General features: G+C 59.5%; 35 protein-coding genes and 1 tRNA gene. 16 read left to right on the top strand and 20 right to left on the bottom strand.

Features of this window, described 5'->3' with window-relative positions; genetic code table 11:
• Positions 1 to 36 precede the first annotated feature (36 nt).
• The 13 genes from HX866_RS03950 to HX866_RS03890 form a co-directional block, all read right to left on the bottom strand.
• Positions 37 to 630, bottom strand: a complete 594-nt coding sequence (locus HX866_RS03950; RefSeq protein WP_177138126.1) for a hypothetical protein — start codon at positions 628 to 630, stop codon at positions 37 to 39.
• Positions 617 to 2,002: a replicative DNA helicase gene (locus HX866_RS03945; protein WP_177138124.1), complete on the bottom strand. Its 1,386-nt coding sequence runs from the start codon at positions 2,000 to 2,002 to the stop codon at positions 617 to 619. Before HX866_RS03945 ends, HX866_RS03950 begins: the two co-directional genes overlap by 14 nt.
• Positions 1,999 to 2,829, bottom strand: coding sequence for an ATP-binding protein (locus tag HX866_RS03940; protein ID WP_177138122.1), 831 nt, complete (start codon positions 2,827 to 2,829; stop codon positions 1,999 to 2,001). The genes HX866_RS03945 and HX866_RS03940 overlap by 4 nt, the downstream gene beginning before the upstream one ends.
• Positions 2,813 to 3,610: a helix-turn-helix domain-containing protein gene (locus tag HX866_RS03935; protein WP_177138120.1), complete on the bottom strand. Its 798-nt coding sequence runs from the start codon at positions 3,608 to 3,610 to the stop codon at positions 2,813 to 2,815. The genes HX866_RS03940 and HX866_RS03935 overlap by 17 nt, the downstream gene beginning before the upstream one ends.
• Positions 3,607 to 3,840, bottom strand: a complete 234-nt coding sequence (locus tag HX866_RS03930; RefSeq protein WP_177138119.1) for a hypothetical protein — start codon at positions 3,838 to 3,840, stop codon at positions 3,607 to 3,609. The genes HX866_RS03935 and HX866_RS03930 overlap by 4 nt, the downstream gene beginning before the upstream one ends.
• Complete coding sequence (locus tag HX866_RS03925; protein WP_177138117.1) at positions 3,837 to 4,433, bottom strand: hypothetical protein; 597 nt, start codon at positions 4,431 to 4,433, stop codon at positions 3,837 to 3,839. Before HX866_RS03925 ends, HX866_RS03930 begins: the two co-directional genes overlap by 4 nt.
• The gene (locus tag HX866_RS03920; protein WP_177138114.1) at positions 4,430 to 4,741 is read right to left on the bottom strand and encodes a hypothetical protein; all 312 of its coding nucleotides are present in this window, start codon (positions 4,739 to 4,741) and stop codon (positions 4,430 to 4,432) included. Before HX866_RS03920 ends, HX866_RS03925 begins: the two co-directional genes overlap by 4 nt.
• Positions 4,738 to 5,475, bottom strand: coding sequence for a Rha family transcriptional regulator (locus HX866_RS03915; RefSeq protein ID WP_256344813.1), 738 nt, complete (start codon positions 5,473 to 5,475; stop codon positions 4,738 to 4,740). Before HX866_RS03915 ends, HX866_RS03920 begins: the two co-directional genes overlap by 4 nt.
• On the bottom strand, positions 5,472 to 5,945 hold the full coding sequence (locus tag HX866_RS34645) for a Cro/CI family transcriptional regulator (protein WP_371319216.1): 474 nt from the start codon (positions 5,943 to 5,945) through the stop codon (positions 5,472 to 5,474). Before HX866_RS34645 ends, HX866_RS03915 begins: the two co-directional genes overlap by 4 nt.
• Complete coding sequence (locus tag HX866_RS03905) at positions 5,942 to 6,217, bottom strand: hypothetical protein (RefSeq protein WP_177138112.1); 276 nt, start codon at positions 6,215 to 6,217, stop codon at positions 5,942 to 5,944. Before HX866_RS03905 ends, HX866_RS34645 begins: the two co-directional genes overlap by 4 nt.
• Positions 6,214 to 6,543: a hypothetical protein gene (locus tag HX866_RS03900; RefSeq protein WP_177138110.1), complete on the bottom strand. Its 330-nt coding sequence runs from the start codon at positions 6,541 to 6,543 to the stop codon at positions 6,214 to 6,216. The genes HX866_RS03905 and HX866_RS03900 overlap by 4 nt, the downstream gene beginning before the upstream one ends.
• Positions 6,544 to 6,669: 126 nt before the next feature.
• Complete coding sequence (locus tag HX866_RS03895) at positions 6,670 to 7,206, bottom strand: KilA-N domain-containing protein (protein WP_177138109.1); 537 nt, start codon at positions 7,204 to 7,206, stop codon at positions 6,670 to 6,672.
• Positions 7,206 to 7,541: a transcriptional regulator gene (locus tag HX866_RS03890; RefSeq protein ID WP_177138107.1), complete on the bottom strand. Its 336-nt coding sequence runs from the start codon at positions 7,539 to 7,541 to the stop codon at positions 7,206 to 7,208. Before HX866_RS03890 ends, HX866_RS03895 begins: the two co-directional genes overlap by 1 nt.
• Positions 7,542 to 7,639: 98 nt before the next feature.
• On the opposite strand from HX866_RS03890, the gene HX866_RS03885 reads away from it, so the two are divergent.
• The 8 genes from HX866_RS03885 (at position 7,640) to HX866_RS03850 (ending at position 12,423) form a co-directional block, all read left to right on the top strand.
• Positions 7,640 to 8,419: a S24 family peptidase gene (locus HX866_RS03885; RefSeq protein WP_177138105.1), complete on the top strand. Its 780-nt coding sequence runs from the start codon at positions 7,640 to 7,642 to the stop codon at positions 8,417 to 8,419.
• Positions 8,420 to 8,545: 126 nt separating this feature from the next.
• Positions 8,546 to 8,869, top strand: coding sequence for a helix-turn-helix domain-containing protein (locus tag HX866_RS03880; RefSeq protein WP_177138103.1), 324 nt, complete (start codon positions 8,546 to 8,548; stop codon positions 8,867 to 8,869).
• 65 nt (positions 8,870 to 8,934) lie between these two features.
• A complete protein-coding gene (locus HX866_RS03875) occupies positions 8,935 to 9,786 on the top strand; it encodes a hypothetical protein (protein WP_256344812.1) in 852 nt (283 codons plus the stop codon).
• Entirely contained in the window at positions 9,783 to 10,517 is a 735-nt protein-coding gene (locus tag HX866_RS03870) for a metallophosphoesterase (RefSeq protein ID WP_177138102.1), read from the top strand. Before HX866_RS03875 ends, HX866_RS03870 begins: the two co-directional genes overlap by 4 nt.
• Positions 10,514 to 10,789, top strand: a complete 276-nt coding sequence (locus tag HX866_RS03865) for a hypothetical protein (protein WP_177138101.1) — start codon at positions 10,514 to 10,516, stop codon at positions 10,787 to 10,789. Before HX866_RS03870 ends, HX866_RS03865 begins: the two co-directional genes overlap by 4 nt.
• Entirely contained in the window at positions 10,786 to 10,968 is a 183-nt protein-coding gene (locus HX866_RS03860) for a hypothetical protein (protein ID WP_177138100.1), read from the top strand. Before HX866_RS03865 ends, HX866_RS03860 begins: the two co-directional genes overlap by 4 nt.
• A gap of 85 nt (positions 10,969 to 11,053) precedes the next feature.
• On the top strand, positions 11,054 to 11,290 hold the full coding sequence (locus tag HX866_RS03855; RefSeq protein ID WP_177138099.1) for a hypothetical protein: 237 nt from the start codon (positions 11,054 to 11,056) through the stop codon (positions 11,288 to 11,290).
• Complete coding sequence (locus HX866_RS03850; RefSeq protein WP_177138098.1) at positions 11,287 to 12,423, top strand: tyrosine-type recombinase/integrase; 1,137 nt, start codon at positions 11,287 to 11,289, stop codon at positions 12,421 to 12,423. The genes HX866_RS03855 and HX866_RS03850 overlap by 4 nt, the downstream gene beginning before the upstream one ends.
• Before the next feature lie 107 nt (positions 12,424 to 12,530).
• Here HX866_RS03850 and HX866_RS03845 read toward each other — a convergent pair.
• Positions 12,531 to 12,607: transfer RNA gene (locus HX866_RS03845), tRNA-Val, on the bottom strand.
• Positions 12,608 to 12,793: 186 nt separating this feature from the next.
• On the opposite strand from HX866_RS03845, the gene HX866_RS03840 reads away from it, so the two are divergent.
• Positions 12,794 to 14,077, top strand: a complete 1,284-nt coding sequence (locus HX866_RS03840; protein WP_177094201.1) for an NAD(P)/FAD-dependent oxidoreductase — start codon at positions 12,794 to 12,796, stop codon at positions 14,075 to 14,077.
• A 28-nt stretch (positions 14,078 to 14,105) separates the two neighbouring features.
• Here the strand turns inward: HX866_RS03840 and HX866_RS03835 are convergent, their stop codons facing one another.
• The gene (locus tag HX866_RS03835) at positions 14,106 to 14,729 is read right to left on the bottom strand and encodes a PA2778 family cysteine peptidase (protein ID WP_371318777.1); all 624 of its coding nucleotides are present in this window, start codon (positions 14,727 to 14,729) and stop codon (positions 14,106 to 14,108) included.
• 258 nt (positions 14,730 to 14,987) lie between these two features.
• On the opposite strand from HX866_RS03835, the gene HX866_RS03830 reads away from it, so the two are divergent.
• Positions 14,988 to 15,188, top strand: coding sequence for a hypothetical protein (locus HX866_RS03830; RefSeq protein ID WP_177138083.1), 201 nt, complete (start codon positions 14,988 to 14,990; stop codon positions 15,186 to 15,188).
• A gap of 59 nt (positions 15,189 to 15,247) precedes the next feature.
• Here the strand turns inward: HX866_RS03830 and HX866_RS03825 are convergent, their stop codons facing one another.
• Entirely contained in the window at positions 15,248 to 15,997 is a 750-nt protein-coding gene (locus HX866_RS03825) for a TerC family protein (RefSeq protein WP_177138097.1), read from the bottom strand.
• Positions 15,998 to 16,134: 137 nt separating this feature from the next.
• Here HX866_RS03825 and nhaR point away from each other — a divergent pair, with 137 nt between their 5' ends.
• Positions 16,135 to 17,040, top strand: coding sequence for a transcriptional activator NhaR (gene nhaR, locus HX866_RS03820; protein WP_177125233.1), 906 nt, complete (start codon positions 16,135 to 16,137; stop codon positions 17,038 to 17,040).
• On the opposite strand, the gene HX866_RS03815 is transcribed toward nhaR, so the two are convergent.
• Both HX866_RS03815 and HX866_RS03810 read right to left on the bottom strand, forming a co-directional pair.
• The gene (locus HX866_RS03815; protein ID WP_177104917.1) at positions 17,037 to 18,191 is read right to left on the bottom strand and encodes an MFS transporter; all 1,155 of its coding nucleotides are present in this window, start codon (positions 18,189 to 18,191) and stop codon (positions 17,037 to 17,039) included. The genes nhaR and HX866_RS03815 overlap by 4 nt on opposite strands.
• A gap of 168 nt (positions 18,192 to 18,359) precedes the next feature.
• Positions 18,360 to 18,869, bottom strand: a complete 510-nt coding sequence (locus HX866_RS03810) for a DUF1993 domain-containing protein (protein WP_177094189.1) — start codon at positions 18,867 to 18,869, stop codon at positions 18,360 to 18,362.
• A gap of 130 nt (positions 18,870 to 18,999) precedes the next feature.
• On the opposite strand from HX866_RS03810, the gene HX866_RS03805 reads away from it, so the two are divergent.
• Positions 19,000 to 19,647, top strand: coding sequence for a YceH family protein (locus tag HX866_RS03805; RefSeq protein WP_177094187.1), 648 nt, complete (start codon positions 19,000 to 19,002; stop codon positions 19,645 to 19,647).
• Between the two features lie 6 nt (positions 19,648 to 19,653).
• On the opposite strand, the gene HX866_RS03800 is transcribed toward HX866_RS03805, so the two are convergent.
• Complete coding sequence (locus HX866_RS03800; protein ID WP_177094185.1) at positions 19,654 to 20,472, bottom strand: shikimate 5-dehydrogenase; 819 nt, start codon at positions 20,470 to 20,472, stop codon at positions 19,654 to 19,656.
• A 259-nt stretch (positions 20,473 to 20,731) separates the two neighbouring features.
• Between HX866_RS03800 and HX866_RS03795 the strand changes: the two genes are divergently transcribed.
• The 3 genes from HX866_RS03795 to HX866_RS03785 all read left to right on the top strand — a co-directional run bounded on the left by HX866_RS03795 (position 20,732) and on the right by HX866_RS03785 (position 21,776).
• The gene (locus HX866_RS03795; protein ID WP_177094183.1) at positions 20,732 to 21,067 is read left to right on the top strand and encodes a hypothetical protein; all 336 of its coding nucleotides are present in this window, start codon (positions 20,732 to 20,734) and stop codon (positions 21,065 to 21,067) included.
• A gap of 219 nt (positions 21,068 to 21,286) precedes the next feature.
• On the top strand, positions 21,287 to 21,481 hold the full coding sequence (locus tag HX866_RS03790; RefSeq protein ID WP_177094180.1) for a hypothetical protein: 195 nt from the start codon (positions 21,287 to 21,289) through the stop codon (positions 21,479 to 21,481).
• Between the two features lie 112 nt (positions 21,482 to 21,593).
• Positions 21,594 to 21,776, top strand: coding sequence for a hypothetical protein (locus HX866_RS03785; protein WP_177094178.1), 183 nt, complete (start codon positions 21,594 to 21,596; stop codon positions 21,774 to 21,776).
• A gap of 85 nt (positions 21,777 to 21,861) precedes the next feature.
• Here the strand turns inward: HX866_RS03785 and HX866_RS03780 are convergent, their stop codons facing one another.
• A complete protein-coding gene (locus tag HX866_RS03780) occupies positions 21,862 to 22,422 on the bottom strand; it encodes a hypothetical protein (protein ID WP_177094177.1) in 561 nt (186 codons plus the stop codon).
• Positions 22,423 to 22,862: 440 nt separating this feature from the next.
• On the opposite strand from HX866_RS03780, the gene pbpG reads away from it, so the two are divergent.
• A complete protein-coding gene (gene pbpG / locus HX866_RS03775; protein ID WP_177094176.1) occupies positions 22,863 to 23,789 on the top strand; it encodes a D-alanyl-D-alanine endopeptidase in 927 nt (308 codons plus the stop codon).
• Positions 23,790 to 24,023: the final 234 nt, after the last annotated feature.

Below are 24,023 nucleotides of genomic sequence, written 5' to 3'. Positions count from 1 at the left end.
GGCTTTGAGCGATCCTGTCTAACGTTTTGATCGTCTTCACTTTGTCCACCTCTGCACGACGAGGTGTCTGCAACCACCCAACTCATCGCGGGCCTGCGCTGAAACTGCCGCCAGCCAGGAATAATATGCATCTTCTGCGGTATCCCCGACGCCAAGCCACGGGTTACCAGGGGAGCAGCACCAGAACACACCATCCCACCGGCATAGTCTTGGGCGCACCGGTCGGCCTGTGAACCCAATCTTGCGTCGTGCAAGCCATGCCTCGACTGCCGGCCAGATGATCGCCTGCTCTGGCTTGGAGAAGTCCGTCTTGCCGTTGTTGTCGTGGACCTCGGCCAGGCCATAATCCTGATTCGCCACCCAGAGTTTGAAGCCGCTCGGAACGTGTCGGAGGTCGAAGCTCTTGCGTGCCCACACCCAATCATCAGGGAAATCTCGAATCGACTGGGCGATGCGCTCGGCCTCTGGATACTCAGGCACGTGGACAATCACCATTCCCGGATCAAGCATGGCTGGCTCACCGTCACGCAATGCCTGCCCAGTGTCATGTAACTCCTGCCGAACAGCATCCACGTTCTCCCGCTCATCCTGTCTCCTCAGCAGGCACCCCAGCAGTTTAAAAACTCTCATCGTTCTTCCTCCCCTTGATACGGCCGGCGAAGGGGCGACTCATTTCAACCTCTTCGTTTGACGGCTCACGATTGCCGGCGAAATTGACGAATCGAGCGAACTGGCCTTGCTGCTGGACCAGGCACGACCCAACCGGCGCATGCCTGCACTTGGGCATGATCAACTCGGTGACGCCGTTCTGGCCCTCCTCGCTGTCCATGTCGCGGTGAACCAGGATGATGCAGTGGGCGTCGGCCTCGATCTGGCCGGAGTCGCGCAGATCCGAAGCGATCGGCTTTTTGCTTGGGCGCTTCGTCGAGTCGCGGTTGAGCTGCGCCAGCAGGATCACCGGCACTTCCAGTTCCTTGGCGATGTTGACGATGCCGGTCGAGATCTTGCCTAGCTCCGCGGTGCGGTTGAACGCCTTACCGTCCGAGCCAATCAGGCCGATGTAGTCGATCACCACCACATCCAGACCGTGCTTTCGCTTGACCTGGCGGCAGATGCTGCGGATCCGCGCGACGGTGAGACCCGACTTGTCGCTGATGTACAGCGGGGCATCCATGATCTTGCTGACAGCCGAGGTAAGCCTGGGCCAGTCATCGTCCTGAAGCTGCCCGTTATCGAGCACCCGAAGATCAATGCTGCCGATGGATGCTAGCGCGCGGTTCCCGATCTCTTCCTCGGGCATCTCCAGCGAGAACACCATCCCGACACCAGCGCCGGAGCAGGCGATGTGCTGGGCGATCTGCAGGCCCAGGGTTGTTTTGCCGCTGCCCGGCAGCCCGGCGACGATGGTCACGGTCTTTTTGCGCAGTCCGCGAATCAGCTTGTCCAGGTCCACCAGGCCGGTGGATAGCCCAGACTGCACAACCCCGTTGAACTTGGCGTCGATGATGTCGACGTTTCGGGCAATCACCTCATTGATGTGCTTGTAGTCCGGCTCCCCGGTGTCCAGATCGCGCAAGTCGGCCATGGCCTGCTGAGCGCTGGCGACGATCTCGGCCACCGGCCGGTTCTCGCTCGCAGAATCGCGAACAGCGTCAGCCGCATCCACCAAGCGCCGCAACACAGCGCGCTCCCTCACCGTTCGGGCGTAGGCCTTCCAGTTCGCGGTGCTTGGCGTGTTACGGGCCAGCTCGATGGCATAGTCCAGGGTCGCGCGACCACTCGGCAGGTATTGCTTAAAATCGGCTACCGTCACCGCATCGATGGGCACGCCCGTACTGCTAAGTTCGATCATCGCCTGGAACAGCGCAGCGTTTTCCGGGTCGTGAAAGTCGGCCGTGGTCACGCTGGAGGTGATCGGGTCGAACAGTTCGCCATCCAGCAGCAGGGCGCCGAGCAGTGCGTGCTCGGCCTCATCGCTGTAAAGCTCGCGGAAGTCGTTCATGCGCGCCTCCGTGCCGAAGCCCAGGTAAAGCCAGCCAGCAGCGCGCCATTCTCGCGAAGCCGATCGAGTGCCCGGGCGCCGATGTACTGCTCAAGGCTTGGCGCGTGCCGCCCTTCTGCATCCTGCTTCGAGGTTGCGGGCAGGTTGGAAACGAGCACCATGGGCTTCACATCCTGATACCGGCGATCAATCACCTCATGCAGGACCGCCAGTTCGTACTGCGTGCCCGCCTGGGCGCCGACCTCATCGAGCACCAGCAGGTCGAAGCTCGCCAGCTCGTCGATCACGTCACCCTCGCTGAACCCTGAGTTGCGATCCATGGAGCGCTTGAACGTGCGAATAACCTCCGCGGCGGTGGTGATGACCGCCACCGCCCCCAGATCGATGACGCGCCGGACAATACCGCTCGCCAGGTGCGTCTTGCCGGTACCCACGTTGCCAGTCAGCAGCAGATTGCGGCCGGCGGCGAAGTGCTCGCCAAAGTTGTCGGCGTACTCCTGGCACAGCTCCAAGGCCTGGACCATGGCCGGGGTGGCGGCGCTGTAACTGGCGAACGTGCTTTCAGCAAACCGAGGGCTGATTCCAGAGCCCACAAGCGCGCTGTTGAGCTTTTCGGCTTGAAGGTGAGCCAGGGCCTGCGATCGCTCGGAGCTACCGGCAGGCGCCACACGCAGGCCATGGTACTGGCACTGCTTGCATGGACGTACCAGCATCGAGCCGTCGAACTGCTCGACCTCGGAACGATCAACTTCCCCATGGATTGGGCAATTGCCGGTGAACATCCGGTGTTCGGGCTGACGGCGGAAAATGTTAGAACGCTGGGCCATTTTCGCCTCCTTGGTACATATCCGGGGTGTGGGTGGGCAGGTTGTTGAATGCCGAGGGTTTACCGTTCTTGGCGCCAGCACCAGGCAATACCGAATCCGGGTAGATGTCCGACCAGCTGCTGGTGGTGGACTTATCCAGCACCGCGTCGGGCTCTGGATGGTTGGCCAGCTTCTTGGCGATCAGCTCACAGGCGCGAAGTGTCAGTGGAGCCCGCTTGGCCTTTCGCATTTCGCAGAAGTCGGCCCAGGCCTGTTCGGATGCATTCGAAGGTCGGGCCGTCAAAGGATCAAACTTTTTACCCTTACCAACCTTCTCTGATGCCTTGGCGCCGTCTTTTTGGTTAAGGATGGTTAATGGGTGGTTAATGGGTGGATTGGGTGCACGCTGTGCACCCCGCTCGGTCGTGGCGTGCACCCCGTTCTGTTCTGGCGTGCACCCCGTTGCGTCTTCACGTGCACCCCGTTCGGTGCGGGGTGCATCCTGTGCACCCCGTGAAAGGTCGAGGTCGTAGCACACCGGGACGCGATCCCGCTGGGTGATGTAAGCCGCCGCTACAGCTTGATTTCCGCGCTTGATTAGCCCGATCGACTCCAGTTCTCGAAGGCGATATTGAACGGTGCGCGGAGCCAGGCCGGTATCAAGCGCCAGGCTCGATACCGCCGGGAATGCAGCGCGCCCGGACTGGTCCGCATAGTTGGCCAGGCACAGCAGCACGTGCCGCGAATGCGACTCCGTGACAACCTGCTGCGTCAGGGCCCAGGCCATGGCTTGAACGCTCATATGTCCAGCTCCCGCGTCACCCGGGCAATGAACTGGTCGTAGCTCTCATCCATGACGATGCCGCGATCTTCCAGGGCTGCACGACCGGCCTTAGCAAGACCGTAGACCTCCCAGCGCTCGCGCTCTGGCAAATGACGGCAACCGGAATAGTTGGGCCAGGGGCCGGCGATCACTTTGGCGCTGGCGGCCGCCTGAGGGGAGTTGCCAGTGGCAATAGGGTCGATGGTCATTGCAACGTCTCCCCGCGAGCTGTGGTGCGTTTTACTGCCGCCGAGGCATCACCCGGAGCGTCACCGGCAACGCGCTGCTTCAAGACGTGCATGGCGGTGGTGGCGTCAATGGAGAGCACCCGCGCCTCTGCCATATCCAGCGCTTCAGGCGAATGCGTCATGATCGACTCACTGACTCGCCGGGCATAACTGAGGCTGGCGGCAGCCAACTGTAGGTCCGTCATGTCATCAAAGGCGCTAGGCGGATGAGGATTGCCGGGCACGGTGACGATGGGGATGCGCTGCTCGGGCAAGGGAGCGCCTTCCAGCAGGTGCCGCCCCATGGCTTCCCAATGCTCGCGGGCGACCACGTCAGCGTCATGCCCAGTCTTACGTTTGAACAGCACCTTGAGCGCGTAGAAGGCTCGAATGAGGTCAATGTGCGTGTCGTCCTCCTTTTCGATGGAGTATTCGGGCTCGTCGATCACTTCTAAGGTGTCTTTCACGATCTCGAAGCACCTGAGTAGTAGAGCCGCATCGCCATGCTTGGCCATGTTCTCCTCATCGATATGCTCCATGGGCAGCGGCGCCGGAAAATCGATAACGTTGGTCATTGGGCACGCTCCAGACGCTCAACCAGGTTGCGCAACTTGCGCTTGAGTCGTGTAGTGAGGGCGCGCTGATCAAACCAGCGGCTGTACGCCCCCTGGGTGAACTCCACTACCCCGCGATACGCCGGGTCTTCGAAGTCGAACCGGGAGCGTTCGCCGTTGCCTGGGCGACCGTGGGCGCGGAAATAGGTCGCGTACATCGCACTCAGCTCGCGCTTCAGCGAGTTGCGCAGGATCTCGGCCTGCTGGAAGTCAATGGCGGCCTCGGCGATCAGGGTCATGAGCTGTTCGTGGGTAGGTTTCTTGATCATGCTTGTTCTCCGTCGGCGCCAAACAGGTCAGCCAGGTCAATTTGGTAAACGGCTGCCCAGGCAGCAGCGGGCCAGGATCGAACCCAGCCATAACGCGGATCGTGGACTTTGGGGGCTTGCACACCATTGGCGGCGCACCAGGCCTTGAGGGGGCGGAAGCCCTGCTTGCCGAACTTGCGCTTGGTGACCTTCTCTACCGCAGCAACAGTTGCCTGCTGGAGGCCACGCCCGAGCTCGTTCTTGAGTTGGCCAACCTGCCGCACCGCCGCCGATGCGGTGGCCATGGCCGTAGCCTCCCTGCGCGAACCGATCTCAGCCTTGGTTTCGATAGCATGATCGCGCTGTTCGATCGCAAGCTTTTCTGAGCGCTTGGATTCCAGAAGGTGTTCCAGAGCTCCGATGTAGTCCTGTGGCAAGACCGGTACCTGGGGTTGCTTCCGGACCTGCTGCTCCAACTTCTGCCATCGATCAACGAGGTTGGCAGTGAACTCCGGGCAAAGCTGGGCCACGACGACAATTGAGTCGCGCTTACCCTTCTCGCCCGAGAACACATAGACACTTGCTGGTTTAGTCGCGGTGGGAATCTCCTCAATTTGAGGCAATTCAATAACGCGGCCAGCTGCAAGGCTCTCAATGGTGCGCTTCACGTTGTCGTGACGCTTGCCCACCAGATCGGCGATCTCTTGCGAGGACATGGTGGCGGCTTCGCCGCCGGTGAATGGGGTGATAGTCATTGGCCGTCCTCCCCAGACTTTCCGCTTGGGAATGGGCGTTCCTCAGTAGCGGTGAAGCTGCCATCGGCATGCCGCGTAACAAAGATTTCCCGCTTGACGCGAACGGCCTTGCTGATCGCCGCCTGCTGAACACCAAGATCATGCGCAGCAGCGTGCTGGCGCCCCTTCGAGAACACAGCCAATGGAATGCGCGCCACGCTTTCTGGATTCACGTTTTGTGGCGCGGAATTGTCCACACCGAAAGCAGCCTTCGTGCGCGTCTCCAGACTCTCGCGCTCACAATCGAGTTGGTTGTGCCAGTCATCAGCGTTGAAAATCGCCAGGTTCGCGACGGTGGCGTAGTGCTCATCACGGCCCTGCTTCAAGCGATCCTCCAGAACATGGAGCACTCCACGCAGCCAGTTGATATGTTCCATCGCACAAACAATCTGGAACGTCGCGTCCTGGGCAATACGCTCTTGCTCGCTCATGCCTCACCTCCACGGCCATCACCTGGCCCAACACCGGCCTGGGATGCGTAGACGAGAGCCAGCGCCGCCTCTGCAGCAAAGAAAATCAAGGTCGCCTGATTCGAAACCTCGGGGGTAGACATCAGATCGCGAATGCCGCCCACCACAGCTTCAAGGAGCTCAGTCGCAGCCTCAAGAGAGTCGTAAACCGAGACGCCGCCAGTAGCATTCAGGACCGCGCATGGCCCGCGCACCATGTATTCATGCTCACGAGTGAGAAGTTCATCGCTCATTGGGCACCTCCGGCGTCTGCTTCAGCGCCGCGCTGAACCGACCAAACAAGCGCACTGACTGTTTCAGCCAGGAACGCCATTGCCGCCATGCCGTCGCAGTACGCCATTTCGCCGGCATTCAGGCTGTCATGCATATGCCGGCAAATCTGGCTCAGGCCTGAGGAAAGGACCTTGGCGGTTTCAAGGACGTCTTCTGCGTTCGTACCAGCCGCAACGCTGAGCATCTGGATCGTCTTGTTGTCGATGGGGGTTACGCAAAAACCGACCTCAGCGGTCAGGATGTCTTGCGCTGCATGTTGGGTAGTGCTATTTTTTGGGTGTGACATATCGTCTTCCTCGACGAAGATTCAAAGAAGTCCCTTGCAGGGGACTGATTAAGAAGCCAGCCTCGACAGCTGGCTTTTTGCTGTCTGGGGTTTAGCCGGATAGCAAGTACAGGGATGGGCAGATCTTCATAACGAAGCCTGCGGGGTGTGGTTTTCTGGGTTGTCCAGTGCGAGGATCATTTGAAGCTGGTTACGTCCGCGCTCGACTTCGGCGATCAAGCTAGGCTTCTCGCGCTTCCATTCAGCGAGATCGCGACCACTTGCACTTGCCCGTGACTGACGATCATCAAGCAGCTTGCAGGCGTGGTTGAACCGCCCCATCGCAGTCGGAAAACCGCGAAGAAGCGCATCAATCTGCGTGTCGCACCAGACGGCGAAGTCGTCATCGAGCCATTGCGCGAAACGCACGCCCAATTTCGGGTGCAGCCACGTGCCTGCCTTGCCGCGCCCCCTGACAGTCTCGACAAGTTTGAGGTCCGATTTTCGGACCTCATTAGCGAGGTGCCTGGTCATTGCCGCCATATAGCTCTTGGTGCTTGGGAGCTCCAGCCATTTGATGGGTTTCTTGCCGAAGCGCTTTGCTACTTCGGTGGCATTGATCCAGCCGGCAGTGTTGAAACGCACCAACTGCCCTTCGAAATCGAGCCGGATGACGTTGTTCATCACGCCACCTCCGCACTACTGGACAAAACACCAGCACCGACAGTGGACTGACGGCCAGATGGGTTTGAGCGTACATTTGCGTTCAAGGTCGGCAGCGCCTTAGCCTTGGAAAATTGATCGACACTCCAGGATGAGCCCCACTGAAGATCCGGACGAAGCGCATAGCGACTAACGAGCCCATCCGTAGCGCTTTCAATCTGGAGAGCCCTTTCGGCGGTGATTGCTCTGTCACCTGAAACGAGTCTGGATAGATACGAAGCAGTCACGCCCAACCTGAGCGCAAGCACTTTCTTGCCGCCCCTGGGAAGCTGCGCAAGGTATTCGGACAGGTTCATATAAATTTACCTAATGGTGCATTTATGATGCAGGCTACCTGATTCATGTACCATTTCAAGGTAATTTTCCATAAGGGAAATAAAAGGTACAGTCAGGCATGGAAATAAATGACTCGAATCAACTCAAAAATGTGCGCAGGCTCCGATTGCGGGAGCTCGTGGCGACTCGCTTTGGTGGGAAGCAATCTGCATTCGCGGAAGCTATAGAGCGTTCCCCATCCTATGTGGCCAGGATGTTTTCGGAAAACCCGGCACACTCAAGGAATATCGGAGAGTCGCTGGCTCGGCAGATTGAAGGCATATGCCATTTGCCTAAAGGTTGGCTGGATGAACCTAAAGGCTTAGGTTTGGCCCTTTCTGCAGTGAGCGAATCAGAATCCAGTGCTGGTGAAGCCGTTGAGTCTATAGATGTCAGAAAATGGGATTCCACAGATGACCATGAATATCCATTCCAGCATGTCACCATACCCACGCTTGAAATTCCCGAAAGCTGGGGGAAGCACTCGCAGGGTGCCGATAGCGAAACCCCTGTAAGGGCGGTCGTGTTTGACCTAGCGTGGTTGCGAAGATCGATGTCCATGACAGACATTTCGAACCTGCGCATGTCAACGGGTCTTGGGGATAGCATGGCCCCGACGATCAAGCATGGGGACCTGCTCGTCGTAGACGTAGGTGTCACAGAGGCCCTTTACGATGCAGTGTATGTAGTCCGGATTGGCAGCGTGCTCACCATCAAGCGGATCCAGGTGGACATGGATGGAATTCGTATCCTGTCAGATAATCCGCAGTTCAAAGAAGTAAGCATTCCTCGCGACATGATGGATCGAATCTCGGTGGTAGCGCGCGTTGTCTATATATGGAGTGGAGCTAGGACGTAATATCCATCGTTAGATGAACCCGCTCAGGCGGGTTTTTTTTGGTAATTTTTTTCACCCATATGATTGACATAAATTTACCAATTGGTACTCTTGACTCCATCGCAACCCGCCATGGAGTTTCCCAGCATGAACGCAGCAACCACAATCACAGCGCACGGCCTAACCGGTTTCCTCGGTCGCGGCGCAGCTCCGCGTGAGCTGGAGTGCCTGCTGGCGGTTGCTGGCGGCGCTAGCGGAAAGGAGGCTGCGCGTGCTCTTGGCGTTACAGAGGACACCGTCAAGAAACGGCTGTTGTCGCTGACGACCAAACTGGGCGTCACTCGTCGGGCAGCTCTCGTAGCAAAAGCCTTTGCACTCGGCCTGATCCAGGTAGCAGGCGTCATTGCTCCGAACCCTGGGCCTCAGCGCCAAGAAGACAGCGACCAGTTCCAGGGCGTCTTTACCGCCTAACCCTAACCTGATTTTCGCGAAAGCCAACAACGCGGACGGGAATCGGCTTGCCTGGAGAAAGTAAAATGGAAAACGGCATCATCATCAACATCCACCAGCTGGTGATCAATTACTCGCTCCCAGGCCCTTCGGTCTTGGGTGCTTCCATCGCCCAGTTCGCCGAGCCTTTGCAGTTCGGGGCAGTCCAGATGCCTGGTTCAGTGCCGGCCATTGGCACCTACTGGGAGGGCCAGGGTGGCGTATATGCCGGCATGATGCGCGGCGAGAACGGTCAACCGGACTACCCGCTGATTGTTCCGATCCACGAGTCAGTGCTGAACCACAAAGCGGTGTACGGCGGCTACGAGGTCGATCAGCCTGGCGCCACCCACCGGTTTGACGGCATGGCCAACACTCAGGCCATGGCCGAGGAAGGGAGCGCCATAGCCCGCAAGGTCTTGGGTATGAACGTCCGAGGCGCCTGGGGTTGGCACATCCCTTCGATTGAGGAGTTGCAGGTGCTGCGTAGCAACCTGCTCCAGCTCGAGGACTGGGACTATCGTGGCATGGGGCAAGACAAGAAGGCGATTCAGGCCTTCACCCTGACGGAGTACTGGTCCAGCACACAAAAAGAGAACGCGGCGACGGCTTGGTGCCTGCATATGCTCCCCTGGTGCGTACCCGATACCAACTGGGTCAGCGGCTCGAAGGGGATCCGCCCTGTGAAGGTGCTGCAGATCAAGGCCGACGCCTTTGTGCACGAGGCCGCCAACGATGCGCCTGCCGCCACGCAGGCCGACCTGCACGGTCTTGTCGCCAGCCCGGCCGTAGCAGAGGTGCTGGGGCACTTCATCAACGAAGACACCGGCCGCTTTTACGGGCGCACCGACGACCTTCTGGCACAACTGGCGATGATCGCAGGGGAGGCCCGCGCATGAACAAGTTCAAGCGATTCGAACTCAACACCTCCGGCCGGGACTTCGCCGTCGGCGACGTGCACGGGCACTTCACCAAACTGCAGACAGCGCTTGATGCCGTCGGCTTCAATCCTGGCACCGACCGGCTGTTCAGTGTCGGTGATCTGATCGACCGCGGACCGGAGTCTGCCGAAGTGGATACCTGGCTGGCGAAGCCATGGTTTTTCGCAGTCCAGGGCAACCACGAAGCAATGGCTGTCGACGCCTATCGGTTTGACTATGATGGTCGAGCCAGCGACATGCACGTCATAAACGGCGGCTCCTGGCTGTATGGCAGAACATCGGTCGAGCGCGGTTGCTACGCCGAACTTTTGGCAGACCTGCCGCTGGCCATTGAGGTCGTGACGCCCCTTGGCCTTATTGGGATTGTGCACGCGGACTGCCCTTTCACTGACTGGAGCATGCTGCGCGACAAGCTGGAGAGAGGCTTGCACGGACGACAGCAGGTTGAGGCCGTTTGCCAGTGGTCGCGTAGCCGCATCACGAACGAGAACCACGAAGGTATCAGCGGCGTCAGGGCGGTCATCGTCGGGCACACCCCAGTGCGTCAACCGGCAATCCTCGGGAATGTCTACCACATCGACACCGGCGCCTGGATGGGTGGCCACTTCACTTTGATCGACCTGGCCACGCTGCAATGCTTCCCGCCGATCAATCCGAAATTGAACTGGGACTGGGAGGAGCGCCCATGAAAACCATCATCACCATGATCCTGCTGCTAATCGTGGGCCAAGCTACCGCTGACGAGCAGCTCATCGACGTGCAGCACGACAGCGCCCGCGGCGTCACCTGCTGGATTGTGAACAACACCGGCATCAGCTGCTTGCCGGATGGCTCATTTCAACACCCGCAGAAGGCCACCCCCTCAACCGAGGCGGGGCGCGCCTCTCCGACCAGCTCGGCGTCTGAAAACGGGCCTTTGCAGGCCACCCCAAACCCAGGTGATGAGAGGTTCCAGTTATGAGCCGCCGGAACGGTACCAAGGGCCAGCGCCTGATCGAACTGTTCAACGCCCTGCAGCGCCGGGAAACCACGTTCGGAGAAATCTACGAAATGTCGGCGTCGTGCGGGGTAGACGCCCGCCGGGTGCTGGCCGACCACTTCGCCCGGCCGGCACAGTCGGTCGGCACGCTGGAGGCGTGATCATGGGCAAGCCGGTTCCCCCTGGAAGTGTCGCGACACTGTTCGCGAATAACGAAAACGTGTCGCGACATGAAGGCAGGTAGATATGGCCAAGGTCATCGCTCAAATAACCGCTCGCCTGCCTCGTCTGATGGAGGCAGGTGAGTATAGGAAGTTGCGTTATGCTGGAGGGAAGCCAAGTTTGCAGCAGTTGAAGAAGTGGATTGAGGAAGGCGAAATCGTGGGCGAGGTAAAAGGCGGAATGTATTTCGTTGACCTGCAGGCCGCGATCATCGGATCTGAAGATCCGCTGCTTGCCCAAATGATGGATGTTGAAAGATGAGTCCCCGCCCCCGCTCGCCGATCAACAAGAAGCTGCCACCGAACCTTTACGCCAACGGTAAGTACTGGCGGTACAAGAACCCTATCACCGGCAAGATGACCAGCATCAATCGCTCACTGGAGGAAGCCATCAAGATGGCAAAGGCTGCGAACGCACGCCTAGCGCCACTGATGGCCGGTGACGGCGAGATGCTGACGATGATCACCGGCGAGAAGCTGCCAAATATGCGCACCCTGCTGGATCGGTTTGAAGCGGAATGGCTGCCAGATCGGAAGTACGCGGCCAGCACACTCGATGAAATCGGCTACAAGCTTGAGCGGTACCGCAAAGAGTTAGGTGATCTGCTGGTCGGTCAGCTCGATGTTCTGGCTGTGGCCGAGTACCTGGACCAATTCAGCAACAATGCCTATACCAAGCACCGCGGGCTGCTGGTGCAGGTGTTCGCCTTCGCCGTGGCCAAGGGCCTGGCCGAGAGGAATGTGGCGGAACTGACGCTCGTGAAAAAGGAAGAAGAGAAGAAACGGCAGCGCCATACCCTTGAGGGTCTGACGAAAATCATTGAGGCAGAAACCACACCAGTGTGGCTTAAGCGGGCCATCAAGCTGGGCTTGGCCAGCCTACAGCGTCGCGAGGATATTGTGACCTGGACGAAAGCATCGGTAGACCTGGAAAAGAACACCATCAGCGTCTCACCCGGAAAAACCGAGGGCTACGAAACACCGATCCACCTGAAGATCGTCATGGGGAAATCGCTGCGCGAGGTGGTGGTGGAGTGCATGAAGTCACCGATCCTTTCGCCCTACCTGATCCACTACCGGCCGCGCGCCAGGCGGAAGGAGCAGGTCGATGCCAAGGCTCACTGGACCAGCGTCACCCCGGATTATCTGACCAAGGAGTTCAGGAAAGCCCGGGACGCCGCCAAGGCTTATGACCACATGCCAATCAGCGAGCGCCCCACGTTCCATGAAATCCGCGCTCTTGGGTCATGGCTTTATGAGCAGCAGAAGTTCCCGACCGAGTACGTCCAGGCGCTCATGGGGCACGCCGACGAAGAGATGACTAAGCACTACCAGGAAGGTCACGAAAAAAAGGGAATCGAATACGTCGAGGTAGGCGCCGGACTGGCGTTTTGAGGTGGGGTTTTGCAAAAGTTTTGCAAAAGTTTTGCAAATCTCAGAAAGCAAAAAGGGCCAACCTTTCGGTTGACCCCTCTAGACCGCCCAGCAGAGCGGATTTTATTTGGTAGGCGCGATTGGACTCGAACCAACGACCCCCACCATGTCAAGGTGGTGCTCTAACCAACTGAGCTACGTGCCTGCTGTGGGGCGACATTTTGCCGATTTCCTCAAGAGTGTCAACCCCTTTATTTCTCTAACCCCTTGAATATGCGTATTTTTTATTAAATCCCCGGCAAACCGGCTTTTTCCCCAGGCGGCTGGCGGGGGTATTTCATCTGAGGTAGGATCAGGCCACTCGTAAAAAATATAAAACAGAGGTTGCAGGATGGCGAACACGCCCTACCCCCAGTCCTATTACGCCGCTTCGGCGAATCCGGTTCCTCAACGCCCTGCCCTGCAGGATGAGGTCGAGACCGATGTGTGCGTGATCGGTGCCGGCTACACCGGACTTTCCAGTGCATTGTTCCTGCTGGAGAACGGTTTCCGGGTCACGGTACTGGAGGCCGCCAAGGTTGGTTTCGGCGCCTCGGGCCGTAACGGCGGGCAGATCGTCAACAGCTACAGCCGCGATATCGATGTCATCGAACGCAGCGTGGGGCCCAAACAGGCTCAACTGCTCGGGCAGATGGCCTTCGAAGGCGGCCGGATCATTCGTGAGCGAGTGGCCAAGTACAACATCCAGTGCGACCTGAAGGACGGTGGCGTATTCGCCGCCATTACCCAGAAGCAGATGGGCCATCTCGAATCCCAGAAGAAGCTCTGGGAACGCTACGGCCATACCCAACTGGAACTGCTGGACGAGCGACGCATTCGTGACGTGGTCGGCTGCGACCAGTATCTGGGTGGCATGCTCGATATGAGCGGCGGCCATATTCATCCCTTGAACCTGGCGCTGGGCGAAGCGGCCGCCGTCGAGTCGCTGGGCGGGACGATCTACGAACAATCGCCAGCGGTGCGCATCGAACGCGGCGCCAATCCCGTGGTGCATACACCCCAGGGCAAGGTCAGGGCCAAGTTCATTATCGTCGCCGGCAACGCCTACCTGGGCAACCTGGTGCCGGAACTGTCCGCCAAGTCGATGCCCTGCGGCACCCAGGTGATCACCACCGAGCCCCTCGGTGACGCGCTGGCGAAATCACTGCTGCCCCAGGACTACTGCGTCGAGGACTGCAACTACCTGCTGGACTACTACCGCCTTTCCGGCGACAAGCGCCTGATCTTCGGCGGTGGCGTGGTCTATGGCGCTCGAGACCCGGCCAATATCGAGGCGATTATCCGGCCAAAGATGCTCAAGGCCTTCCCGCAACTCAAGGATGTGAAAATCGACTACGCCTGGACCGGTAACTTCCTGCTGACGCTATCGCGCCTGCCACAGGTCGGTCGCCTGGGGGACAATATCTACTACTCCCAAGGCTGCAGCGGCCATGGCGTGACCTACACCCACCTGGCGGGCAAGGTCCTGGCCGAGGCCCTGCGCGGCCAGGCCGAGCGCTTCGACGCGTTTGCCGACCTGCCGCACTACCCTTTCCCCGGCGGCCAGTTACTGCGCACGCCGTTCACCGCCCTGGGAGCCTGGTATTACACGCTGCGGGACAAGCTGGGGATTTAAATCCCACAGCCTGATGCAGCTCTTGCCATCAGTGCCCGGCCAACGCCTTGGTGGCCTGGGCCGCCGCCTGCTCCTGGCCGGCCTGGGCCAGGTCGTTGGCGGCTTTCAACCAGCGCTGCCGATCGACCTGGGCCGGCAATTGCGTCGGTGCCTGAATCAGCACCGCCCAACTGCCGGCATCCTTCCAGGCGGAAGCAAAGGCGCTGAACTTCATCGGCATCCGCGGGCTCATGCCCGAGCGCAGCAATACCGTCTGCTTGGTCCGGTTGTAGCCCACCAGCACCCCATAGTGCGGGGTCGACCAGAACCGACCCTCGTTGAAGCGCACCAGCACCGGATACCCGGCGGCAACCTGGGTCAGCAGCGCCGACAACTCGGGGTCCAGCGGATACACCACCATCCCGTATTCGCGTGCAAGAACCTGCATATTGCGCTCAAGACCGTCCTCGGCCCCCGGCAATTTCAGCGGTTTCTCCAGCAATCCCGGTGTCACGCTGACACTCTGCTGCGACAACATGGTGGCCAGGGCCATGGTGCCACCTTGATAGGCCTCGCCACGGAAGAATGGCACTGCGTTGAGTTCAACCCGCTCCGGCAAACGCTGGAGGCCTGGCGCAACGCCGCCGGCGCAGCCGCCCAACCCCAGCAACATTGCACCCACCAGCCACAAGCGCCGCCCCGGTACTGTTCGCAAACCTGTTGATCCCTTGAACATCTTCACTCTCTTGGTCAATCGCCAGGCCGCTCAACACCTGGCAGGCCCGCTGATCATAGGTCGCACATGGGCGAGGGTATAGCCTTTCGTTGCAGATTGCCTGACGCAATAGAGCGAAATGACTGACCCCACACGACCTTTGGTCAATGGACTGAAACACAGCAACGTCTAGACTGGAGTGGCAGGAAAGACGAAGTGAGTGAGCCCGAACGGGCGAAGGAGGCACTGATGAGCCTTGTAGCGATAATTGCACTGTTGGTGTTCGGCTGGGTGACCGTGGCAGCAGCCATGTTATGGGGCGTCCTGAGAATTTCCCGCCGCCATCACCACCCCACCCTGCCGGCACACCCCAAAGCGGCCGCCCCCTCCCAAGCCCGCGCCGCCACTGTTCACTGACGGTTTTTTAACGAGAAAGGCCGCCTGAATCCAGGCGGCCTTTTTCATTGCGGCGAGTATCAGCCTTCTGCAACCTGACGCTTATGCCGGGCACGGCGGGCCAGCATGTTCAAGCCTTCGATCACCGCGGAGAAGGTCATGGCCGCGTAGACATAACCCTTGGGGACATGGGCGCCAAAGCCTTCGGCGATCAGGGTCATGCCGATCATGATCAGGAAGCCCAGGGCCAGCATCACCACCGTCGGGTTGTCGTTGATGAACTTCGCCAGGGGTTCGGACGCCAACAGCATCACCAGCACCGCCACCACCACCGCGATCACCATGATCGGCAGATGCTCGGTCATGCCCACGGCGGTGATGATGCTGTCGATGGAAAAGACCATGTCGAGCATCAGGATCTGACCGATCGCCGCCGCGAAGCCCAGGGAGATACCGGCCGTACTGTCTTCAGTCGCCTTGGCCTCGGGGTCCATGCTGTGGTGGATCTCGGTGGTGGCCTTCCACACCAGGAACAGGCCGCCGGCAATCAGGATCATGTCCTTCCAGGAGAACGCCTGGCCGAACACCTCGACCACCGGTGCGGTGAGCTTGACGATGTAGGCGATGGTGCCCAACAAACCCAGGCGCAGGATCAGCGCCATGCCGATACCGATGCGCCGCGCCTTGGTGCGAAACTGCGCCGGCAACTTGTTGGTCAGGATCGAGATGAAGATCAGGTTATCGATACCCAGCACGATTTCCATGACGATCAGCGTCGCCAGGGCAATCCAGGCGGTGGGGCTGACAGCGAGCTGCAACAGGTATTCCATGGTTCAGTCCTGATTCCGAGGTAAGGCGGCCACGTCCTGGCCCACCGATAGCGCAGCATTCTAAAGACACGAACACTTCAGTAAAATTCGTATTTTTAAGCGCTATACTTCGGTTTTTACGAACTGAATAGCGCCTGATGCTCAACTATCGCCAGCTTCACTATTTCTGGGTTGTGGCCAGGACCGGCAGTATCGTCAGGGCCTGCGAGCAGTTGAACCTGACGCCGCAAACCATCAGCGGCCAGATCAGCCTGCTGGAACAGACTTTTGGCGTGGAACTGTTCCGCAAGGTCGGACGACAGCTGGAACTGACCGAGGCCGGTCGCCGGACCCTGCCCTATGCCGAGCAGATGTTCCAACTGGGCAATGAACTGGAAGCCATGCTGCGCACCCAGCCGAACGAGCAGCAGCGACTGCTGCGGGTCGGGGTCGCGGACGTGGTGCCCAAATCCATCGTCTACCGCCTGATCGCGCCGACCATGGAGCTGGATGAGCCGATCCGTATCACCTGCCGCGAAGACAAGCTCGAACGCCTGCTCGCCGACCTGGCGATCCAGCGCCTGGACCTGGTGATTTCCGACAGCCCCATGCCCAGCCATCTGGACATCAAGGGTTATAGCCAGAAGCTGGGAGAATGCGGGATCAGCTTTTTTGCCACGGCATCACTGGCCGCGCGCCATACCGATGATTTTCCGCGCTGCCTGCACGGCGCCCCGCTGCTGATTCCCGGGCAGGAAAGCGTGGTCCGCAGCCGACTCCTGCGCTGGTTCGCCGAACAACAACTACACCCGAAGATTGTCGGTGAGTTCGACGACAGTGCCTTGATGCAGGCATTCGGCCAATCCGGCAGCGGGATTTTCATCGCCCCAAGCGTGATCGCCGAGGAAGTCTGCCGGCAGTACAGTGTCGAGCTGATCGGCCAGACCGATGCGGTGAGCGAGTCGTTCTACGCGATCTCGGTGGAGCGCAAAGTCAAGCACCCCGGCATTGTTGCCATTACCGAGGGCGCTCGACGCGAGCTGTTCACCACGCTGGAAGACTAGGCGCTGACCGTCCGCGATTTGGCGCTCATCAGTGCCAGCGCCAGCAGGATCGACAGCAGGATAAAACCGGCGGCGGCAAAACCCAGGCTGCCCAGGCCCAGGTTATCGATCACCCGACCGCCCACCAGCGCCCCCAAGCCGATGCCCAGGTTGGCGCCGGCGATGTTCAGCGATGCGGCGAAAGCCGGCGCATGGGGCGCGACCTTCATCAAACGCACATGGCTGACCAGGAACAGGGCCGCCTGGGTCACGCCCCAGACACCCATGGCGGCGGCAAGGCCCAGGGTGGAGTGAATGCTCGGCACCAGCGCCACCATTCCGCCGATCATAAAGGCACAGAACACCATCGAAGCGATCAGTGGATGGCGATCGACCATGCGCCCGCCCAGGGAATTGCCGATCAACCCCACCGCGCCGAAGCCCATCAGGCACCAGCCAACCACCGTGCCGTTGAAACCGGCCAGGCGTTCGAGGATATCCGCCAGATAGGTGTAGGCCGTGAACATGCCGCAGAACACCAGGATCGACAGCAATACATGGCCGATCATCAGCGGACGACGCAGGATGCCGAACTGCGAGCGCAAGGACACTTGCTCCAGGTGCAAGCGCGTGGCGGGCAGATAACGCCAGAGCAACAAGGCCTTGACCAGGGCCACCACCGCCAGGATCGCAAAAGCACTGCGCCAGCCCCAGGCATCGGAGATCAGCGTACCGACGGGAATGCCGAACACCGTCGCACAAACGATCCCGAAACCGATTTTTTCGATCGCACGCCCGGCGTAGTCGGGGCCGACGATATCCACTGCTGTTTCACTGGCCAGGGCCCAGAACACGGGCAACCCCAATGCCGGCAGCAAACGGGCAATGGCCATGACGCCGATATTCGGCGCCAGCGCCGCCAGGGTATTGGCCAGACCGAACATCACCAGGATGGTGATGAACAGGCGCCGGCGCTCGAAACGCGAAAAATACGCGGTCAGAAAAGGCCCGAACGCGGCGACGGTAAAGGCGAACAAGGTCACCAGCAGGCCCGCCTGGGGAATGCTGATGTCAAGGTCGCGGGAAATAGAAGGCAACAGGCCGACAATCACGAATTCCGTCGTCAGCACGGTAAATCCGGCGGCTGACAACAGCAGAATGGGCAACAACATGAATCACTCCAGAAACGACAACGCCAGCGATAGCCCGAGGGCCCGCTGAATAAGAGATGAGAACAGAGGGGAAGTGACCACTATAACAGAAGGTGTGTGACAAGCGGGCAGGCCCGCTTGCCACAAGGTCTCACCGGTCAGTCAGATACCGGATCAGCCTGTACGAAATCAGAACGCGCCCATGTAGTCACGCTTGCCGATTTCCACGCCGTTGTGACGCAGGATCGCGTAGGCAGTGGTCACGTGGAAGAAGAACTGCGGCAGGCCGTAGCTCAGCAGGTAAGCCTGGCCACTGAAGCGCTTCTCTTTCGGGGTGCCTGGACGGGTCACGATCTCGATGCCTTCCTTGCCGTCGATCTGGGCCGGGGTGATGCTGTCCAGATGCGCCAATACCTTGCTGATCAGCGCCTGCAGTTCGGCGAAGGTGGTTTCGCTGTCCGGGTAGGACGGCACTTCGATCTCGGCCAGACGCGAAGAAACGCCCTTGGCGAAGTCGACGGCGATCTGCACCTGACGGTTCAGTGCAAACATGTCAGGAGCCAGACGGGCTTGTACGAAAACGCTCGGCTCGATGTTCTTCGCTACCGCATGGGCTTCGGCCTTGTTCAGAACGTCGCTCAGGGCGTTGAGCATTTGTTTGAAAACCGGAATGGAAGCTGCGTACAGGGAAATGGTCATGAGGATCTCGCAGTAAAAATGGCAGGAGTGAAGCCGAGCGATTATAGCCAGGGTAAAGCCCATCGCGGCTTGTCTTTTTACGGGTGAAGGCCCTACGCTTACGACCTTTCAACGCACAGGGAAACGCACAATGGGCAGCGAACAAGAGACTTCCGTCGATCAACCACAATTGAACAGCACGGAAATCCGCATCCTGGGCTCCCTGATCGAAAAACAGGCCACCAGCCCGGAAACCTATCCCCTGACCCTCAACGCCCTGGTCCTGGCCTGCAACCAGAAGACCAGCCGCGAACCGGTGACGAACCTCAGCCAGGGCCAGGTCGGCCAGAGCCTGCGCGCCCTGGAAGGCCGCGGCTTCACCCGTCTGGTGATGGGCAGCCGTGCCGACCGCTGGGAACATCGGGTCGAAAAGGCCCTGGAACTGGTGCCGGCCCAGGTGGTGCTGATCGGCCTGCTGTTCCTGCGCGGCCCGCAGACCGTCAACGAACTGCTGACCCGCAGCGGCCGGATGCATGACTTCGAAGACAGCGAGCAGGTCGTGCACCAACTCGAGCGCCTGATTGCCCGCGGCCTGGCCCTGCTGATTCCACGCCAGGCCGGGCAGCGGGAAGACCGCTACACCCACGCCCTGGGCGATCCGGCGGATATCGAGACGATCCTTGCGGCCCGTCAGCAAGGATCGGAGCGCAGTGTGGCTGGCGCGGTGTCCGTGGAGCGCATCGAAGAACTGGAAGCGCGGATCGCCGCGCTTGAAGAGCGTCTGGCGCGACTCGAATAATCCGGTTTAGCTGCGCGCAAACGCCACCGCTTTCTGGAACTGTTCGTCATCCGGCCGCACACCGGTGTACAGCACGAACTGTTCCAGGGCCTGGATGGCGATCACCTCGAGCCCGGTGATCACACGCTTGCCCTGGGCCCTGCCGCGCAGAATCAGCGGGGTTTCCGAAGGCACCGCGACTACATCAAACAGCGTGTCAGCCGCATCCACCGCCGCCGTGTCGAAGGCCAGTTGATCCGCTTCCGGGCCACCGCTCATACCGATCGGCGTCACATTGACCAGCATCTGCGGGCGCAACGCCCCCAACTCCGCCTGCCATTCATAACCGCAACCCTGAGCCAGTGCCTTGCCCGCCACTTCGTTACGAGCCACGATCACGCCATTGCTGTAACCGCCATCACGCAAGGCCGATGCCACGGCCTTGGCCATGCCGCCGCTGCCGCGCAGGGCGAAGCTGATGTCCTTGGGCACCGCATGGGTTTCGAGCAACTGGGCAATGGCGATGTAGTCGGTGTTATAGGCTTTCAGATAGCCAGCGGTGTTGACGATGGTGTTGATGGACTGAATCGCCGCGGCGGACGCATCCAACTCATCGACCAAGGCGATGCACGCCTCCTTGAATGGCATCGACACCCCGCAACCACGAATACCCAAGGCCCGAATCCCACCGACGGCGCCGGGCAGGTCCTGGCTACTGAAGGCCTTGTAGTAGAAATTCAGCCCGAGTTGTTCGTAAAGATGATTGTGGAAACGCAAACCGAAATTCCCGGGGCGCCCCGACAACGACATGCACAATTGGGTGTCTTTGTTGGGGTTCATTTGCATGTTTCATCTCCTGAAGGGGGTTTTCGGACAAATGGGATTAGGCATTTACCCGGCTTTCGTCGATCATAGCGACCTGCTGCAAGGCTCTGGCACCGGCCTCGGATGACCTGTCAAAGAAGCCGCGCCAAGAACCTTACACAAAATTTACTCAACGGCTTCGCAATTTTTCAGAAAGTCGTTGTCATAGAAGTATCCCCACGACAGTCCTTGAGTCTATTGCAGACAACAAGCGCTGGGGTTTGGAACCCGAGGAATAATCATGATTCGTACAATCCCCAAGATAGCCTTGCTCATTGGTGCACTCGCTGTCGCAGGCCAGGCCTCTGCCCACGGCGGCAACTGGGTCGGTCCTGCCTTGTTGGGTGGCGTGATCGGCGGAGCCATCGTCGGTTCGGTAGTGTCAAACAGCCGCCCGGCTTACGTGCAACAGCCCGTGTATGTGCAACCGGCCCCTGTCTATGTACAGCAGCCGCCTCCGGTTTATGTCCAGCAGCCGGTCTATGTCCAGCCGGCCCCGGTCTATGTTCAAGGTGGCTACTACGGTCGCCCGGTCTACTACGGTCACCCGCATTACTACGGCGGCCCACGCTGGTAAGCGACAGACAGAACAACCAGGCCCTGCTCGCAAGAGTGGGGCTTTTTTTTGCGATGTCTGAATTACGCTATCAAAGGTCGCAGGCAAGACAATCCCTCACCGGCAATAAAAGGCATGATGTGACCTGTCGTCGCCCAGGATGGGCGTTAATACGACTGTCATATTTATGCCATGCCCGATCAGCAAGATCGGGCTGACTGATAAGAACAAGGACGAGTCATGCCTACACAAAACCCGCACCGCACTGCCGGCCTCTGCACTTCCAGCAAGGTCTACAGCGCCCTCACCGAGCTCAAGCAGCTCGAAAGCCATCGCACAGCCAAATTTCTCTCCTTGCTGGCCGAAAACCTGGTCCGCAAGGGGCTGCTGAATGAGCAGGAAGTGCTGAAGATGCTGGATCAGGTCGTCGACTGACCGCCTCCCGCTTGCAGCCTGTCGATCTCGTCGATGTCCACTATCGAGCGTGATGATTTTCCTCGGCCAGAGCCGGGCCTTAAGGTAGCCCCATAGATTGATGGAGGTCCTCATGGCCAAGGTACAAATCATGTCCGTAATCGGCAGCGCCGTTCCTGCTTCGCTCAGAGAGCTGGGTCTGCTCGCCTGCTGGTACCTGGTTCAAGACGGTGTGCCCATCAGCGGCCCGTTCACTTCACTGCTGGCGGCCAAGACCTCGTCGCAAAGCATGAACCTGTCTGCACTGAACGCCTGACCGCCAAAGATTCCCGAAAACGTGCGTTGCTCCGCACACCCCTTTGCCCGCATTCGTTGCGGGCTTTTTTATGGGGGCGCGCCGATCAGCCACGCTCGGCCTGGGTGGCATTGACCTGGGCACGGTGGGTGAGCTTCTGCAGGCGTTTTTCCAACTCGATCATCACCACGCGATCGCTACGACCACTTTCCAGTTCGTCGATCAAGGCCTGGGTCACCTGGCGCAGTTCGTGGCTGATGACAATCCGGTCGTCGTTCAGGTCGTGCTTGTGGGACTCGAACAGGCGGTGCAGGAAATCCTCGAGGGTGCGCTGGCAACGATGCCGGTCCGTGGCCCGCAAGTGGACCAGGCTGGCGCTGATACGCCCGAGCAGATCCAGCAACTCGATGCCGAAATAGTGCAGTCGCCGTGCATAACCCACCTCGCGCTCACGGCGCTGCTTGCGCTGCTCCTGGAACTCCTGCTTGCGCTGGATCGCCGGCACACTGATCGCCACCATCAGGCCGACCACCAGGCCCACGGCCTGGATCCAGCCATACCAATCCGCCGATTTCGGAAAAAAAGCAAAGCCCAGCAACAGCACCGCCACCATTCCCGCCCAGATCACCATGGGCAGGTAATCCCTGCTGATCAAACCCTTCGGCATTGCCGGACTCCTGAGTCATTGGATCGCGTCGATTACGCCGCAAGCGCCGATGCTAATCGGTGCGCGAGACCGGCACCACCACGTGTCAGGCTGGATACACAATTAAATAAGCGCCATTACAACTGCCACCCTCCGTACGCTAACATATGTCTTATGGCCAGTATGACCCCGACCTTCATTGCCAACTGCCGGGGTAGAGCGTTCAGGTCCTCTTGCGACCTGTGCACGCGGGCTGAGTTCGACCATGGATTGGACCGAGATTGGAAAGCTCGAGGAGAGAATGGGTACAAACCGGACGCAAAAGTAAATTTTGTGTCAGTTAAGCCCAATATCTACAGAGATGTGGCAACTTTCTGAACTATATTCATAAAATGTAACGCTTTTTTCAGAACGACCCGTTGCCAACGGTTTACCCATTATTTTTTTGCGAGTCCATCCGCGTGAACATTCGTCATTCCATTTTCGGCCTGGTTTTTGTCCTGGCAGGCGCCGTCATCACCCCTAACGTAGAAGCCCGCGAAACCGTCTCTGCCCCTCGCGATACCAGTCACCTGCAAGTCGCCTCCGGCAGCGCCCTGGTGGTCGATCTGCAAACCAACAAGACCCTCTACTCCAGCAACCCGGACGTGATCGTGCCGATCGCCTCGGTGACCAAGCTGATGACCGCCATGGTGGTGCTGGACGCCAAGCTGCCGATGGACCAGTACATCTCGGTGAACATCGCCGACACCCCGGAAATGAAAGGGGTGTTCTCCCGGGTCAAGCTCAACAGCGAGCTGCCGCGCAAGGAAATGATGCTGATCGCCCTGATGTCTTCGGAGAACCGTGCGGCGGCCAGCCTCGCCCACCACTATCCTGGCGGTTATGCGGCCTTTATCGCGGCGATGAACGCCAAAGCCAGGGCCCTGGGCATGATCAACACCCACTATGTGGAACCCACCGGCCTGTCAGTCCATAACGTCTCCACCGCCCGTGACCTCAGCAAGTTGCTGATGGCCGCACGTCACTATCCGATGTTGAGCGAACTGAGCACCACCAAGGAAAAGACCGTGGCGTTCCGCAAGCCCAACTACACCCTGGGTTTTCACAACACCGACCACCTGGTCAATAAAGCCAACTGGGACATCAAGATCACCAAGACCGGCTTCACCAACCAGGCCGGTCACTGCCTGGTACTGGTCACCAATATGGGCGGTCGCCCAGTGGCCCTGGTGATTCTCGATGCGTTCGGCAAGTACACCCATTTCGCCGATGCCAGCCGGATCCGCAACTGGATCGAAACCGGCAAGAGCGGTGGCGTACCCGACGTGGCCCTGCGCTACAAAACCGACAAGAACCTCAAGAGCCGCGCTCAAGCGGCAAAGTAAGCCCTGATACCGTGGCCCGATTCTTCGGGCCACGCGCTGCCGTGCTTGAATGTCTGTTCCTGCGTGTCTATCACATGGCCGAACTGGGCCCATCCGCCTGCCTCGCCGGCAGCGATGTAACCTCGCCGGTCTTGCTCGATCTGCCGCAAGCGGAGTCAAACCCACCGCCATAAGCCAGCAGGTGCCGCCGCGCGCCCAAACCGGCATAATCACGCTCCGCCTCCGTGGTACAGG

The organism is Pseudomonas gingeri, assembly GCF_013386165.1.
In the GTDB taxonomy this organism is placed as follows: Bacteria; Pseudomonadota; Gammaproteobacteria; order Pseudomonadales; family Pseudomonadaceae; genus Aquipseudomonas; species Aquipseudomonas gingeri_C.
This window is presented reverse-complemented; position numbering and strand designations above follow the sequence as displayed.

Coding starts and splice junctions, on each gene's coding strand:
- HX866_RS03950 (WP_177138126.1), bottom strand. CDS start 630: ATGAGAGTTTTTAAACTGCTGGGGTGCCTGCTGAGGAGACAGGATGAG.
- HX866_RS03945 (WP_177138124.1), bottom strand. CDS start 2,002: ATGAACGACTTCCGCGAGCTTTACAGCGATGAGGCCGAGCACGCACTG.
- HX866_RS03940 (WP_177138122.1), bottom strand. CDS start 2,829: ATGGCCCAGCGTTCTAACATTTTCCGCCGTCAGCCCGAACACCGGATG.
- HX866_RS03935 (WP_177138120.1), bottom strand. CDS start 3,610: ATGAGCGTTCAAGCCATGGCCTGGGCCCTGACGCAGCAGGTTGTCACG.
- HX866_RS03930 (WP_177138119.1), bottom strand. CDS start 3,840: ATGACCATCGACCCTATTGCCACTGGCAACTCCCCTCAGGCGGCCGCC.
- HX866_RS03925 (WP_177138117.1), bottom strand. CDS start 4,433: ATGACCAACGTTATCGATTTTCCGGCGCCGCTGCCCATGGAGCATATC.
- HX866_RS03920 (WP_177138114.1), bottom strand. CDS start 4,741: ATGATCAAGAAACCTACCCACGAACAGCTCATGACCCTGATCGCCGAG.
- HX866_RS03915 (WP_256344813.1), bottom strand. CDS start 5,475: ATGACTATCACCCCATTCACCGGCGGCGAAGCCGCCACCATGTCCTCG.
- HX866_RS34645 (WP_371319216.1), bottom strand. CDS start 5,945: ATGAGCGAGCAAGAGCGTATTGCCCAGGACGCGACGTTCCAGATTGTT.
- HX866_RS03905 (WP_177138112.1), bottom strand. CDS start 6,217: ATGAGCGATGAACTTCTCACTCGTGAGCATGAATACATGGTGCGCGGG.
- HX866_RS03900 (WP_177138110.1), bottom strand. CDS start 6,543: ATGTCACACCCAAAAAATAGCACTACCCAACATGCAGCGCAAGACATC.
- HX866_RS03895 (WP_177138109.1), bottom strand. CDS start 7,206: ATGAACAACGTCATCCGGCTCGATTTCGAAGGGCAGTTGGTGCGTTTC.
- HX866_RS03890 (WP_177138107.1), bottom strand. CDS start 7,541: ATGAACCTGTCCGAATACCTTGCGCAGCTTCCCAGGGGCGGCAAGAAA.
- HX866_RS03885 (WP_177138105.1), top strand. CDS start 7,640: ATGGAAATAAATGACTCGAATCAACTCAAAAATGTGCGCAGGCTCCGA.
- HX866_RS03880 (WP_177138103.1), top strand. CDS start 8,546: ATGAACGCAGCAACCACAATCACAGCGCACGGCCTAACCGGTTTCCTC.
- HX866_RS03875 (WP_256344812.1), top strand. CDS start 8,935: ATGGAAAACGGCATCATCATCAACATCCACCAGCTGGTGATCAATTAC.
- HX866_RS03870 (WP_177138102.1), top strand. CDS start 9,783: ATGAACAAGTTCAAGCGATTCGAACTCAACACCTCCGGCCGGGACTTC.
- HX866_RS03865 (WP_177138101.1), top strand. CDS start 10,514: ATGAAAACCATCATCACCATGATCCTGCTGCTAATCGTGGGCCAAGCT.
- HX866_RS03860 (WP_177138100.1), top strand. CDS start 10,786: ATGAGCCGCCGGAACGGTACCAAGGGCCAGCGCCTGATCGAACTGTTC.
- HX866_RS03855 (WP_177138099.1), top strand. CDS start 11,054: ATGGCCAAGGTCATCGCTCAAATAACCGCTCGCCTGCCTCGTCTGATG.
- HX866_RS03850 (WP_177138098.1), top strand. CDS start 11,287: ATGAGTCCCCGCCCCCGCTCGCCGATCAACAAGAAGCTGCCACCGAAC.
- HX866_RS03840 (WP_177094201.1), top strand. CDS start 12,794: ATGGCGAACACGCCCTACCCCCAGTCCTATTACGCCGCTTCGGCGAAT.
- HX866_RS03835 (WP_371318777.1), bottom strand. CDS start 14,729: ATGTTGCTGGGGTTGGGCGGCTGCGCCGGCGGCGTTGCGCCAGGCCTC.
- HX866_RS03825 (WP_177138097.1), bottom strand. CDS start 15,997: ATGGAATACCTGTTGCAGCTCGCTGTCAGCCCCACCGCCTGGATTGCC.
- nhaR (WP_177125233.1), top strand. CDS start 16,135: ATGCTCAACTATCGCCAGCTTCACTATTTCTGGGTTGTGGCCAGGACC.
- HX866_RS03815 (WP_177104917.1), bottom strand. CDS start 18,191: ATGTTGTTGCCCATTCTGCTGTTGTCAGCCGCCGGATTTACCGTGCTG.
- HX866_RS03810 (WP_177094189.1), bottom strand. CDS start 18,869: ATGACCATTTCCCTGTACGCAGCTTCCATTCCGGTTTTCAAACAAATG.
- HX866_RS03805 (WP_177094187.1), top strand. CDS start 19,000: ATGGGCAGCGAACAAGAGACTTCCGTCGATCAACCACAATTGAACAGC.
- HX866_RS03800 (WP_177094185.1), bottom strand. CDS start 20,472: ATGCAAATGAACCCCAACAAAGACACCCAATTGTGCATGTCGTTGTCG.
- HX866_RS03795 (WP_177094183.1), top strand. CDS start 20,732: ATGATTCGTACAATCCCCAAGATAGCCTTGCTCATTGGTGCACTCGCT.
- HX866_RS03790 (WP_177094180.1), top strand. CDS start 21,287: ATGCCTACACAAAACCCGCACCGCACTGCCGGCCTCTGCACTTCCAGC.
- HX866_RS03785 (WP_177094178.1), top strand. CDS start 21,594: ATGGCCAAGGTACAAATCATGTCCGTAATCGGCAGCGCCGTTCCTGCT.
- HX866_RS03780 (WP_177094177.1), bottom strand. CDS start 22,422: ATGCCGAAGGGTTTGATCAGCAGGGATTACCTGCCCATGGTGATCTGG.